This window comes from Mycobacterium sp. 1164985.4, assembly GCF_001668575.1.
Taxonomy (GTDB): domain Bacteria; phylum Actinomycetota; class Actinomycetes; order Mycobacteriales; family Mycobacteriaceae; genus Mycobacterium.
Map to the genome: position 1 here is coordinate 52,081 of NZ_LZMD01000012.1, position 13,223 is coordinate 65,303.

13 protein-coding genes are annotated in these 13,223 nt (G+C 65.0%); 3 read left to right on the forward strand and 10 right to left on the reverse strand.

The features are described from left to right. The first annotated feature begins 8 nt into the window (after window positions 1-8). On the forward strand, window positions 9-1,130 hold the full coding sequence (locus A5650_RS01150) for an aromatic ring-hydroxylating oxygenase subunit alpha (protein WP_067285469.1): 1,122 nt from the start codon (window positions 9-11) through the stop codon (window positions 1,128-1,130). Between the two features lie 13 nt (window positions 1,131-1,143). Beyond that, window positions 1,144-2,883 (forward strand): DUF3556 domain-containing protein, encoded by a 1,740-nt coding sequence (locus tag A5650_RS01155; RefSeq protein WP_067285471.1) that lies wholly within the window; start codon window positions 1,144-1,146, stop codon window positions 2,881-2,883. Between the two features lie 39 nt (window positions 2,884-2,922). On the opposite strand, the gene A5650_RS01160 is transcribed toward A5650_RS01155, so the two are convergent. The 4 genes from A5650_RS01160 to A5650_RS01175 all read right to left on the reverse strand — a co-directional run bounded on the left by A5650_RS01160 (window position 2,923) and on the right by A5650_RS01175 (window position 6,580). Beyond that, complete coding sequence (locus tag A5650_RS01160; RefSeq protein WP_067285474.1) at window positions 2,923-3,780, reverse strand: mycofactocin-coupled SDR family oxidoreductase; 858 nt, start codon at window positions 3,778-3,780, stop codon at window positions 2,923-2,925. 70 nt (window positions 3,781-3,850) lie between these two features. Further along, window positions 3,851-5,131 (reverse strand): DUF427 domain-containing protein, encoded by a 1,281-nt coding sequence (locus A5650_RS01165; protein WP_067285476.1) that lies wholly within the window; start codon window positions 5,129-5,131, stop codon window positions 3,851-3,853. Continuing rightward, window positions 5,128-5,928: an SDR family oxidoreductase gene (locus A5650_RS01170; RefSeq protein ID WP_231992439.1), complete on the reverse strand. Its 801-nt coding sequence runs from the start codon at window positions 5,926-5,928 to the stop codon at window positions 5,128-5,130. The genes A5650_RS01165 and A5650_RS01170 overlap by 4 nt, the downstream gene beginning before the upstream one ends. A 40-nt stretch (window positions 5,929-5,968) precedes the next feature. Beyond that, on the reverse strand, window positions 5,969-6,580 hold the full coding sequence (locus tag A5650_RS01175) for a TetR/AcrR family transcriptional regulator (RefSeq protein WP_067082079.1): 612 nt from the start codon (window positions 6,578-6,580) through the stop codon (window positions 5,969-5,971). Between the two features lie 197 nt (window positions 6,581-6,777). Here A5650_RS01175 and A5650_RS01180 point away from each other — a divergent pair, with 197 nt between their 5' ends. Next, window positions 6,778-7,587, forward strand: coding sequence for an SDR family NAD(P)-dependent oxidoreductase (locus A5650_RS01180; RefSeq protein ID WP_082950547.1), 810 nt, complete (start codon window positions 6,778-6,780; stop codon window positions 7,585-7,587). Here A5650_RS01180 and A5650_RS01185 read toward each other — a convergent pair. From A5650_RS01185 to A5650_RS01210, 6 genes are all read right to left on the reverse strand, one after another. Then, window positions 7,584-8,774 carry an acyl-CoA dehydrogenase family protein gene (locus tag A5650_RS01185; protein WP_502687033.1) on the reverse strand — a complete coding sequence of 397 codons (1,191 nt, stop codon included), beginning with the start codon at window positions 8,772-8,774 and terminating at the stop codon, window positions 7,584-7,586. The two genes, A5650_RS01180 and A5650_RS01185, sit on opposite strands and share 4 nt — an antisense overlap. Then, complete coding sequence (locus A5650_RS01190; protein ID WP_067285484.1) at window positions 8,713-9,372, reverse strand: nuclear transport factor 2 family protein; 660 nt, start codon at window positions 9,370-9,372, stop codon at window positions 8,713-8,715. Before A5650_RS01190 ends, A5650_RS01185 begins: the two co-directional genes overlap by 62 nt. Beyond that, window positions 9,369-11,018 (reverse strand): class I adenylate-forming enzyme family protein, encoded by a 1,650-nt coding sequence (locus A5650_RS01195; RefSeq protein ID WP_067285486.1) that lies wholly within the window; start codon window positions 11,016-11,018, stop codon window positions 9,369-9,371. The genes A5650_RS01190 and A5650_RS01195 overlap by 4 nt, the downstream gene beginning before the upstream one ends. Then, on the reverse strand, window positions 11,015-11,755 hold the full coding sequence (locus A5650_RS01200; RefSeq protein ID WP_231992440.1) for an enoyl-CoA hydratase-related protein: 741 nt from the start codon (window positions 11,753-11,755) through the stop codon (window positions 11,015-11,017). The genes A5650_RS01195 and A5650_RS01200 overlap by 4 nt, the downstream gene beginning before the upstream one ends. Before the next feature lie 103 nt (window positions 11,756-11,858). After that, the gene (locus A5650_RS01205) at window positions 11,859-12,608 is read right to left on the reverse strand and encodes an SDR family NAD(P)-dependent oxidoreductase (protein ID WP_067285491.1); all 750 of its coding nucleotides are present in this window, start codon (window positions 12,606-12,608) and stop codon (window positions 11,859-11,861) included. Then, on the reverse strand, window positions 12,598-13,221 hold the full coding sequence (locus tag A5650_RS01210) for a TetR/AcrR family transcriptional regulator (protein WP_067285529.1): 624 nt from the start codon (window positions 13,219-13,221) through the stop codon (window positions 12,598-12,600). The genes A5650_RS01205 and A5650_RS01210 overlap by 11 nt, the downstream gene beginning before the upstream one ends. Window positions 13,222-13,223: the final 2 nt, after the last annotated feature.

Below are 13,223 nucleotides of genomic sequence, written 5' to 3' on the forward strand. Positions count from 1 at the left end.
GATCAGCCGTGCCCCGACAAGAAGCCCTCGATCTCACCCGCCGAGTCCTCAAGCATTTCGAGAACGACTCCCTCGATGTCGCGGACGAGGTCTGGCGTGAACCGCGCAGCGCCTACGTGGATCACGAACGTTTCGAGGCCGACGTCGCGATGCTGCGCAGCGTTCCCCACGTGATCGGCTGGGCCGGCGAAGTCGCCGTGCCGGGGTCGTACACGACGAAAGACGTGATGGGCACGCCTGTGCTGGTGACCCGGGGCAGAGAGGGTGTCCTTCGCGCGTTCATCAACGGCTGTGCGCATCGCGGCGCGCAGGTGGCCGACGGCTGCGGCAGGGCACGGTCACTCAGCTGTCCCTACCACGGGTGGACCTACGGTCTGGACGGTCGCCTGATGGGGGCTCCGGCCCGAAAGATGTTCGCAGGGGCGGATCTCGAGCGCCGCGGTCTCATCGAGTTGCCGGTCACCGATCAAGCGGGACTGATCGTCGTGGGGCTCTCAGCCGACGTCGACGTGTCCGCAGCGCTCGACGGAATCTCGGTACCGCTGTCGGAATACGGGTTTGACCACAACCACCATGCCGAAACCAGGCGCTACGACATCGCATGCAACTGGAAACTCGCCGTCGACGTGAATTTCGAGGGCTACCACTTCCCGTACGTACACGCCGACACCCTCGACCCGCTGGCGTCGAACAACTCCGTCTACGACATCTACGGCCGGAACATCCGCTGGGCGTTTCCGTTCCGCGACATCGTGCAGTATCGCGACGTTCCCGAAGCCAATTGGCCAGACCAATTCTTCGGCACCGTAGTGTACGGGCTGTTTCCCAGCTGTGTGCTGATCGAGGCACCGGGCACCTCGCAGATGTTGCGCGCATATCCGGGCAAGAGTCCCGGTGAGGCCGTGGTCTACCTGTCCATCGGGGCGCCAAAGGAGATCACCACCGAGGAGGAACGCACCTGGTACAAGATGGGAATCGACGGCGCCGCCCAGGTGCTCGACGGCCAGGACTTCCCGATGGCCGAGGCCTGTCAGCGTGGCCTGGAGGCAGGGGTCGACCACGTCGTGTTCGGTCGCAACGAGGCTCTGCTGCATCACCTCGCTCACATCCGCAACGACACGCTGACCTAGAGGGAAGAGCGCATTGGGCTTTCTGAAAGCGGATTCACCCGCGCTCGACCACCCGACATGGCGGCAGGGCAGCCGATCGGGGCGGCTCAAGCCTCTCGTGCGCCACATCGCGGAGCGGGGGATGGGGAACCCCGACGTGCTGTATGTGCTCTACACGGTGAAGATCGCGTTGTTCGTAATCGGCGGCGTGTGTTTCGCGTTGGCCACCAAGGGCATCGACGGGTGGGGAAACATCGCGTCGTGGTGGAGCGAGCCGATCGTCTTCCAGAAGGCCGTGCTGTGGGCGCTGCTGTTCGAGGTGCTCGGACTGGGCTGCGGATTCGGGCCGTTGACCGGGAAGATCAAACCGCCGATGGGCTCGGTGCTGTACTGGCTCCGCGTCGGGACCATCCGGCTCCCGCCGTGGCCGCGCTGGGTGCCGCTGACCGCCGGTGATCGCCGCGGTCCGCTCGACGTGGTGCTGTATGCCGGTCTGCTCGTTGCGACGCTCTGCGCGCTGCTGTCGGACGGCACGGGACCCGTTGCCGCTTTGGATACCTCGATCGGATTGCTGCCGACTCCGAACATCGCTGTGATTGTCGCGTTGCTTGCGATCGCCGGGCTTCGCGACAAGCTCATCTTCCTCGCCGCCCGCGGCGAGGTGTACGGGGCGTTGACGGTGACGTTCCTGCTGCCGGGGCAGGACATGATCGTCGCAGCGAAGTTGGTGATGGTGGCGATCTGGATGGGGGCGGCCACATCGAAGCTGAACAAACATTTTCCCTATGTTGTCGCGACGATGATGGGTAACAGCCCTCTGGTTCGCTCGAAGCGCTTGCGCACGTTGCTCTATCGCGGCTACCCGGAGGACGTTCGGCCCAGCATTATCCCGCGGCTGCTCGCGCATGGCGGCACCGTCGTCGAATTGCTTGTGCCGCTGGTGATGTTCTTCTCCCACGGCGGAGTGATCACCATCGTCGCGGCCACGGTGATGGTGATCTTTCACCTCGTGATACTGACGTCGATTCCTCTTGGGGTGCCTCTGGAGTGGAACGTCTTCATGATCTTCGGCATCGGGTCGCTCTTCGTCGCACATGCGGATCTCGGCCTCGGTGAGCTTGCGCAGCCGTGGGCGGTGGCCGCGCTGATGGCGGTGATCATCGCCGCAATCGTTCTCGGCAACGTCGACCCGCCGAAAGTGTCCTTCCTGCCGGGGATGCGCTACTACGCGGGCAACTGGGACATCTCCACCTGGTGTTTGACCGAGTCGGCCACCGCCAAGATCCAGGAGCGGGCCTCGGGACTCGGCTTGTTGCAGCACAAGCAACTCGAACGGCTCGCCGGTCCCGAGAATGCGGAGATCGCGATGTACCGCGGCTTGGCGTTTCGTGCGATGTACGCACACGGCCGCGCCGTCGTGACGCTGTTGAATCGCGTCATGCCCGCCGGGCGTGAGGATGAGTACGCCGTCGTCGAGGGCGAGATGGTCGCCGCGTATGCGCTCGGATGGAGCTTCGGCGACGGCCATCTGCACAACGAGAACCTGGTGCGAGCTCTGCACGCCCGCTGTCGTTTCGAGCCGGGCGAGGTTCGCATCATCATGATCGATGGTCAGCCGATCCATCGACAGCGGCAGCGGTATCGCCTCATCGACGCCGCGACAGGCGAGTTCGAACGTGGCACCTTCGAGATCGCTGATCTGATCGATCGCCAGCCGTGGGAGGACGACGTACCGATTACGGTGATAGCCGCAACGGCGGTCGACCGTCGCTAGGGGCGCATCAGACGCCATCGGCCCCGCAGGTTCGCGGGCTCAAATACCCATCTTGAGGCTGGCGCCGGCGTCGACGAAGAGTTGTTGGCCGGTCACATAGCGTGACTCGTCGGAAGCAAGGTAGACGACCGCATGCGAGATGTCTTCCGGCTCGACGTAGGGGATCGGCATCGCCTGGAGGACGGGAAAGACGAGTTCGGCATCATCACGCGAAGGATCGGCGAGATCCGGCCGGAATGTGCGATACATCGGCAAGTTGTGCAGCATGTCGGTGTTCACGTTCGTGGGATGGATCGCGTTGATCCGAATGCTGTGGGGTGCCATCGTCAGTGCGAGCGCCTTCGTGTACTCGCGGATCATCTTCTTGGCCATGCCGTACCCCGCGCCGCCGGGACCCTGCGGTCCGCCGCCGGTCGCGAGATCCTTTTGTTCGACGAGCCCCGCGATCGATCCGGTCACGATGATCGAACCACCCGGCCCGAGATGATCGAGGCTGAGGTGAATCGTATTGACGACTCCCACGAAGTCGACGTCGAAGGCGTCGATGAACCCGCGGTAGGGAATATGGCTGCCTTGCGGGCATATTCCCGCATTCGCGACGACGACGTGCAGACCGCCGAGCTCGGCAACGGCGTCGTCGAGCACCTTCTTCAGGGTGGGCCGGTCACGCACGTCGACTGCTGCAGTGATGACCCTGCGTCCGGCCTTCTCAACCAGTTTCGCTGTCTCGTCGAGGTCGGCGCGCGTCGCCAGCGAATATTCGTTCGAGGGGATATCCGCACAAATGTCGATTGCGATGATGTCAGCGCCCTCGTCGGCCATGTTCACCGCATGGCTGCGGCCCTGACCACGGGCTGCGCCGGTGATCGCGGCCACCTTGCCGCTGAGACGGTTCATCTAGCCCTCCAATGCGCTAAGACGCGGGCCTCCATGCCGGTTGGATGATAGAACAGATAGTGTCAACTTGTCACATAGCGGTACGACTGTCGTGCCCCATCGCTGCAGGATCGCGTTGGAACTCACGAACCATGGCCTGAATCGTGTAAGAAGCCGCCAGCCGGCCGTCCTCGGTAAAGACGTGACCGTCCCCCTGGACCAAGCCACGCCCGGCCCAGAACGCTCGATTGGCGTAGAGCAGCCAGTCGGTGACATCCACCTCCTCGTGAAAAGCGATCGTGGCCTTCATGATCCCGGTCGACAATGTGCGGTGCGCAAGCGCCTCGCCGAATCCGGCATGGGGGAGCATGCCCGCGGCGATGGTCCAATGCGTCGACGACTGGGCGAGAAGGCCCGTGTGGAGATACGGCTCATCGGGGGCTTCGCGGAACCGGACCCACGCATTGATCTCGGGCGGGCCCACCCGGTCGGGGTTGAGGTCGTAGGCCCCGTCGACGATCCTGATCTCGCGGCCGGGCATTCCGAAACCTTCGAACGGTTCTGCGTCCACGGGCTTCGCGACGTCCGGCATCGCCGCCACATGACTGATGACGTCATCGGATCCGGAGTCGCACAGCAGTATCGCGGCACCTCGCAGTGTGCCGTGTTGGGTCGCGCGTACCTCGGCGGTGGAGAACGTCCGCCCCTTGCGGAGCAGTTCGACGGTCAGATCGACCGGTGCCCCGAAGGAGGCCGCTTTGACGAAAACCATCGACGCAGACGTGACACGTTGCTGCGGAAGCCTTTTCGACACGGCGACGATGGCTTCTGCAAGTAGCTGCCCGCCTTCCACCACATCGCGGGCCGCGGGACCATGCGCGGGGCCGACAAACGTATTCGCATCGGTGGGTTGGACGTCGATCAGTCGCACCAACTCGGCGGCATCGCCCCACAGCGGAAACCTCACAGGTACCAAGGATCCGTCATGCCAACGCTCCACGACAACGACGCGCAGCCGCTCGTCGTAAAACGAAACGTGGCCGACGATCCCCGCTACCTCGGGCAGCGGAGTAGGATAGCTCCACGCGACGTTCTCGATCTCCTGGTCCCGGTGGCGCAGGCTCCAGTACGAGGCTTCGCCCTTGAACGGGCACACCGTGGTGTGCGCGTTGGGTACGAGCAGATCCCATTGGACGTCTTCCTCCGGAAAGTACAGCCGGTCAACGTGATCGGTTTCCGCAACGACGAGGCAGTTCTCACTCTCGGCGACCAGGGTGTCATCGAGCCACACCTGCCCGATGTAGGGACACGACCTGATGCCGATCCTGTAGTCCGGGTGCGACGGCCATGCCGACTCGATCTTCGTGGTCATGCCCGCATCGGACCTGTCGGAGACTTCACGACGATCGATTCCAAACCGACGTCCGGATGGTCGATGGCGCTGGCGTAGATTCCGACCAAGACATCCGCGACCGCCTCCGGGGCCATCAGGCTCTCCTGAACGAGGCCGCGCGAAAGCCATTCGGTGACTGCGGTATTCAGAAGGCTGGGATCGAAGGCGGACGTGAAGTCCGTCGGTACGGTTCCACTGACCTCGATGCAGCTGAACCGGTATCCCGGTTTCTCCAGGCGCCATGAGACCAGGCACCGTTCCAACGCTGCCTTGCTCGCCGAGTAGGCGCCGAGCGCGGTGTGCGGGTGGCGGACTGAATCCGACGACATCGCAGCCACGATCGCTGAAGGGGTGAGCGCGGGAAGCAGCGCGCGAATGATCTCGTGCACGCCGACCACGTTCGTTTCGAAGACGTCGAGCCAGTCCTGTGCATCGGTGTCGGCGAACATCTTCAGAGGTGCGTAGCCCGACGAGATCAACACGATGTCCACCGTGTCGAGGGTGTCCCGGGCGGTATCTGCGAGACGCGCGCAATCGGCCGATGTGCGGACGTCGACGGCGACCGCGACGCCTCCGCCCGCCTCCGCGACGACCTCCTCGAGTTTGTCGACTCGGCGGGCGGCGAGGACCAGTCGGGCGCCCTCCTTGCCTGCTCTGACGGCGAAGGCGCGTCCGATCCCCGCGGACGCGCCCACCACGACCACCCGTTTACCGGCCAGCGAACGCTCACCCATCAGATCTCTGCCCTCGCTCTCCTGCGCCGTCGGGGAGAACAATATTACAGATTATGTCTTACTGACTAGGGGTGCGCTCGGTTCACCGCAGACCGTTGACCGCGAACTTCTCGACGTAGCGGCGCACGGTCGCCGGTTTGGACATGTCGAAGGTCTGAGCTTTGTTGACCGTCGAGAACGAGTAGATGATCCGCGCGAGCCATTCACTAGCCGCTGCCACATCGACGCCCGCCCCCACCTCGCCTCGCTCCTGGGCCTCCCGCACGTAGGGCACCAGGAACTGGGTCGTGCGTCGCACCGCGGAGTCCCCATCGGAGATCATGTGCCGCATCAACTCGGCGTCGTCGGCCATCAAACGATTGCGGGTCCGATGGTCGAGCAGGATCTTGGCGTGGGTTTCGGCCATCGCGCCGATCTTTTCCGCCAGCGTCGGCTTCTTTGCCATCGCCGCCGCGACTTCCTTGTAGAACCTCTGCGCGCCGTACTCGATCGCCGCCTCGATCAGGATCGTGCGGTCCTCGAAATACCGATATACCGTCCCCCGCGACACATTCGCCATCCGGGCTACGTCCTGCACGCTGGTGCGCTGAATCCCCAGTTGCGCAAAGCAGAGGTTCGCCGCCTCGAGAATCTGATCTCGGCGGTCCGACTCCTCTTGCTCGTCGATCGCGGCCGCGGCCCGCTCAGTCGACATGTCGCCCCTCGTCCCAGAAAGCTGAGTCTGTCAAGGTCTCTATGCTACGCGACACCCAGTGTTCCGGTGTTCCGGCGCACCGTCGCCCACATCGCGAGGCTCGGAGAACACAGGGTGAACATAGTGACATCACTCGTCTAGATGTTTAGTCTCGCACGATATCGGTTGGCGTACTGACCGGCAAGAAGGGGGCCAGCGTGGATCTCGGGGTGTCCGGACGCAACTTCATCATTGTCGGCGGGACGACCGGCATGGGATTCGCCGCCGCCGAGGAGCTGGCTCGCGACGGCGCCAATGTCGCGCTCCTGGCGCGCGACGGCGAACGGGCAACCAAGAGGGCGAACCGGCTGTCCGACCGATATGGGGTGAACGCCGTGGGAATCAGCGTCGACGCCGCCGCCACCGGCGATGGCGTGCAGCGCGCCGTCGATGAGGCGGCCGACCGGCTCGGCCCACTGCGCGGCCTGGCCGTGACGGCGGGCCCGATGAGGCAGCAGGGCCCGTTTCTCGAGCACGGCGACGATTCGTGGGACTGGTACTACCAGATGATCCTGATGGCGACGGTGCGGTCATGCCGCGCGGTCATTCCCCATCTGCAGCGCAACGGGGGAGGGACGGTGGTGACGACGGCCGCGTATTCGGTACGGGCGCCGAAGATCCTCATACCGCCCTACAACGCGCTCAAGGCCGCCGTCCTGACGCTTTCCAAGATTCTCGCGAAAACCCATGGGCCGGACGGAATCCGGGTGAACACTATCTGTCCCGGCTTGTTCGACACCGAGGTGAACGATTTCATCCGTGCACAGCGCGCGACGGAATACGGCGTGCCGCTCGACGATGCGATTTACACGCACCTGGCCAGCAATCCGGCGTGGAACATGCGCGTCGCGCTCGACCGGGGTGGGCGCCCGCACGAAGCCGGCGAGTTGATCGCGTTCCTACTGGGCGAGCGGGCCGCCTACATGACGGGCGCCGTGATCAACATCGACGGCGGCACCGACTTCTAGATCCCGACCCGGTCGGCGAGCAGGCCGCGGTGGTACGTGGCGTCGCCCAGCAGCTGCGCCGACGACCTCGCTCGCTTGAAGTACAGGTGCGCGGGATGCTCCCACGTGAACCCGATACCGCCGTGGATCTGAATGTTAGCGGCGGCGGTCTTGGTGAATACGTCCGAGCAGTACGCCTTGGCCAGGGACGCCGCAGCGGGCAGTTCGCCCGCTTGTCCGGCCGCCGCCTGCACGGCGTATTGTGCTGCGCCGCGGGCACACTCGATCTCCAGCATCAAGTCGGCACACTTATGGCGGATCGCCTGAAACGACCCGATCGGCCTGCCGAACTGTCGGCGCGCCTTCGCATAGTCGACTGCCATCTCCAGGCAGCGCTGGGCACCCCCGACCTGTTCCACGGCCAGGCAGGCCGCCGCGATGTCCAGGGCATGTGACATCGCGGGCCATGCCTGCCCCTCGGCGCCGATCAGCTCTGCGGGGGTGTGCTCGAAGTCGATGCGGGCTTGGCGCCGCGTCGGATCCAATGTTGACAACGGCCGGCGGTGCAGGTTATCGGTCTCGTCGACCGCGAAAAGCGATATGCCCGCATCGGTGCGGGCCGCCACCAGCAGCAGGTCTGCGATGTGCCCGTCCAGTACAAATGTCTTGGTGCCGTCGAGGGTCCAGCGTGAACCGGTAAAACGTGCGCTGGTCTGGATGTCGTCGACATCCCACCGACCGGACTGCTCTGTCATTGCCAGCGCCGCAACCGTCAGTCCCGATGCGATGCGCGGCAGATACGTCGATTTGGCACCGGTGTCTGCGCAGCACATCAGAACGCTGCCGGCCAACACCACCGACCCGAAGAACGGACCGGGCAGCAGGGCACGCCCGAACTCCTCGACCACCAACGCCAGTTCCTGGATGCTGTACCCGCTCCCACCGAATTCCTCTGGGATGGCCAGACCCTGAAGCCCGAGTTGGTCGGCGAGCTGGAACCACACGTCACGGTCGTAACCGTCGGGAGTCCCCATGACACGGCGGACTTCGCTCTCGGAAGACTTGAGCTCGAGAAATGCACGGACCGTCCGGCGAAGTTCGTCCTGCTCCGGTGAAGGGGTGAAAACCCATGCGGTATCGCCCATCTCAGCCATCCCGCGGGTCGTCGTCGGAGTGGCCGGCGGGATGGACCCGCGGTTCGGCGGCATTGCGGCGCAGTGTGCGCAGCCACGCGCCCGCCGGTGCCGGGGCGGGTACCGGTTTGTCGGGACGGCCGGATTCGGCGTTGTGGAACTCCTGCCACGACGGAAACGCGTCGTGCCAGCCGCCGTCGTGGGGCGGGGTACCCGGCCACCGCATTTTCCGCTCGCCCAGCGGAGGATGGGTGATGTCGCTCTCGTACCAGAACAACGGCGTGCGCTTGACGAAGTACCAACGACCGTCCCGACGTTGATAGGTGTCCAGGTAAGCGAGCATCTCGATCAGCCAAACCGACTCTGTCTCCAAGTCATTGCGCGAATAGACGAGGCCCGTGGCGTTGTCGACGTCGTGGATGTCGATGACGTGGCCGTGCACACCGTGTGCGCTGCCCAACAGGTCGTGCCGCAGCTCGCGGTCGTACCAGGAGCGCAGCGCCGCGCGGCCGCGACGCTTTCCGGGAACCTTCACGTCGTCGACGAACAGATTGACCAGGGCATCGAGGTCCCGCATATCCAACGCGACCGCGTATTTCGCCGCGAGCTGGCGGATCTCGTCGAGCGCCTCCAGGCGTTCGATTCGGGCCTCGAGTTCGGCCAACGACGTCACGAGAGTTCTCCGGTCGCCATCAACTCGGTCAACCGTGCTTTGTCGATCTTGTTGGTCGTGGTGTAGGGCAAGCGGCGGGGGTCGGGGAGGATCACCCACTTCTTCGGCACCTTGTACGCCGCGATCTGCTCACGGCACGCGGCCGCCAGGTCCTCGGCCGATGCGGTGCGTCCCTCGTTGAGCACCACGGCGGCACTGACGATCGCGCCCTTGTCCGGATCTGGTATGCCCACAACGTAGGCGATGCGCACCGGGTCGATGCGAGCCAGTGCGGCCTCGACCTCCACCGGGGCGACGTTCGTGCCGGCGGTCTTGATCATCTCGTCGGTGCGGCCCGCGAAGTACAGGTGGCCGTCGTCGTCCCGATAGCCGGCGTCCCTGGTGTGCAGCCAGCCGTCATGGTCCACCACCTCATGCCAGTGCTTGCCGACCATTCCACGCAGCAATGCCGTTCCGCGCACACAGATCTCGCCGGTGACGCCGTTGGGTACTTCGTTGCCCGCGTCGTCGACGATCTTGTGCTCGTAACCGGGCGCTGCGACACCCAGCGACCCGCGCTTGGCCTCGGGCAGCTCCTCGTGCGGGGGCCACCACGTGTGCGAACTGCAGGTCTCGGTCATTCCCAGCTGCGCGACTCGCAGCGACGGGTCAGGCGTGCGTCGCCCGGGGGGTAGCAGCACCTGCTGGTAACCCTCGCGCAGGCTCGACAGATCGGTGGCGGCGAAGTCGGGATGATTGACCAGTGCGGGGCCGATATGAAGAAAACCCGTCGTGTAGGTGGCCTTTTCGCTTTCGAGGAGACGTAAGACCTCGCCCGCGTCAAACCGGTGCTCGGTGAGGATGGTCGCACCCACTTGCATGGGGCCGAGCATCCCGAAGACCAGTCCGGCGACCCAGAAGAACACCATGGGTACGTAGATTCGGTCATGGTGGTCCCATTCGTGGGCGGTGGCGATGAACCGGGAGTGGGTGATCGCTGTCCCGTGAGTGTGAATGATGCCCTTGGGATTTGACGTGCTGCCCGAGGTGTAGATGACAAGCAGGTCGTCCGCCGCCCGCACGGTGGATTCGCACGACCGGAGGAAACCGGTCGGCACTGGGTCGGGCCAGGCGCTCGGCCAGCGGCGGCCGGGCCCGCCCAGCGGAAGAACGTTACGCAACTGGGGTAGTCGCTCAATCCGCAGTTGTCCGTCGACCTCGTCGAAGTCCCCGGCGGCGTATTCGATGCGCTCCAACAGATCCTTGCCCAGCAGGGTCTCGACGGCCAGCAGCGTGTGGACGTCGGCATCGCGGAGCACCCAATGCAGTTCGCCGGGTTGGAAAAGGGTGTTGATCGGCACCGCGACCGCGCCGATTCGGGTGGCCGCGAGGAACGCGGTGACGAAGTCGGGGCCGTTGGGTGCCAGTATGCCGACTCGGACCCCCTTGGTGACGCCCGCGGCGAGCAGGCGGGCCGCCATGTCGGCGGATCGGGCCTCCACCTCTGAGTAGGTGATTCGTTCGACGGTGCCGTCGCCCGTCGTGGAGACGACGAAGTCGTTCGAGCCGTGACGGGAGGTGACGGAGCACAGCATCGCGGGCAGCACCGCGTCGTACGGGAGCGGGTCGTAATGAAATGTTCTGGCAGCCCCCGTCGGTCGAGTCATTCGACCACCCAGCGCGGTTCACGTTTCTCGGCGAACGCGGCCATTCCCTCTCGATAGTCGGGATGGGTCATCTGATGCTGCAGTACATAGCGGTAGGCCACGTCGTGCGCGGCGTGCAGGCCGACGTCGAGACTGGACCACATCGCCTTGATGGACGCTTGCACGGTGGCGGGAGACAGCTTGGCGATCGACAAGGCGATCTCGCGTGCGCGCTCCTGCAGGCGCTGTGCGGGCACCACCTCATTGATCAGGCCGATCTCGTGGCCCCGGTGCGCACTGATGCGCCCGTCCTTGGTCAGCAGTGCGAGCTGCATCACCATCGACAGCGGCATGCGTCGCAATAGAACCGCCGGCTCGAGCGCGAACACGTTGCCGACCGCCAGATGCGTGTCGATCAGCTCAGCGTGTTCCGCGGCGATGATCAGATCGGCGTCGGCGACCTGATGCAGTGCGCCGCCGACCGCCATACCGTTGAGTGCGCATATGACCGGCTTCCACACGTTGTGATGCAACCGCGAACCGGGAACCTTGTTGCGGATACCGCTCTGCGCCGTGGCTCGGATGTCTTGTCCGGCGCAGAACGCCCGGTCGCCGGCACCGGTGATGATCGCCACGCGGATGCCGTGGTCGTCACGCACCTGGCCCCAGGCCCATCCGAGCTCGGTTCGGGCCAGATCGTCGGTGGCGTTGAGCCGCTCGGGGCGGTTGATCGTGATCGTCGCGACGTGATCGCTCACGTCGAACAGAATTCTCTTCAGATCCACCGAATCCCCCGGGCTCGAGGCGCGAACAGCGGTAAACAGAGTAGCAGAAGATGTCTCATCGTTCTGTGAGTTGCGGTCATGGGATCCACTGCCCACCTGAGACCGAGATGAGCTGACCGGTGAGATGTTTGGCCTCCGGTGAGCACAGGAACGCGACCGTGTTGGCCACGTCCTGCGGCTCGCCGATGCGGCCCAGCAGCGTCGACGAACGCATGCGCTCCAGCTCGTCGTCGGTCTTGCGGGATAGCAGCCACGGCGTTGCGGTCGTACCCACGACCACCGTGTTCACCCTGATGCCGAACGGCGCCAACTGCACCGCCATCAGCCGGCTCAGGCCTTCCACTCCGGCCTTCGCGGCCGCGTAGGCCGGCGGCCCGGTCCGGACGCCGTGAGCCGACACCGAGCTGACATTCACGATGACTCCGGATTTCTCCTCGACCATCTGCCGAGCAACGACCTGCCCCATCACGAACGTGCCCTTGAGATTGACGTCGACGATGCGATCCCAGTCCTCGTCGGTTTGATCGAGAAAGCTGGCGGGCAGGGTCATTCCGGCGTTGTTCACCAGGGCGCGGATGGGACCGTGCTCAGCGGTGAGCTCGCGCATCGCCCGCTCGACTGACGGGCGGTCGGTGATCGACAGCTCCAACGGAACCAGCAGCCCCGCACGCCACGCGGGCGACTCCTTGGCACGCGCGACCGCCTTGGCGTTGACGTCGACCGCCGCGGTGCGGTATCCGGCCTCGATCAACGCCTCGACGATCGCTTCGCCGATGCCGCGCGCCCCACCGGTGACTACCGCTACGGGGCGTAGCTCATCCGACACGACGACTCCCGGCCTGCTTCGACTCGCGCTCGATTCGGTTGATCGACGGACGCAGCAGGTGCACGGCCTCCGACATCATGGCGGCCAAATCGCCTGTCCCACGGCCCGATACCCACAGGTCGATTGCCGTTCGGTTGGCACCGTTGACCAAGTTTGCGGCCAGCCGGGGACGCATGTCGACATCGGGCTCGACGCCCAGCCACCGCGCCACTTCGACCGTCATCTGGTCGATCCAGTCGTCGTTGATGCGCAGCATGGTGGCCCGCAGGGCCGGCAGTTCGCCGTACATCGCGGCGCGCACCAGGAAGATCTCCGGGTTCTCGGCGATGGCGGTGGCCACCGCTTCGGACGCTTCGGCCAGTGCGTCCCACAGCGAGCCGGAGTGAGCCGCGCGGAATCGCCGGATCGCCTCCGCCAGACGGTCGGCGTACCCGTGGAAGAGGATGTCGTCCTTGGCAGCGAAGTGGTGAAAGAACGTTCTCGGTGCGACGCCGGCCACCTCCGCGATCTGCTCGACAGTGGTTTGTTCGTATCCCCTGGTGGTGAAAAGCTCGATGGCGGCCGCGATCAGTGCCTCGCGGTTTCGCCGGCCTCGTGCGCGCCGTTGATCCATGC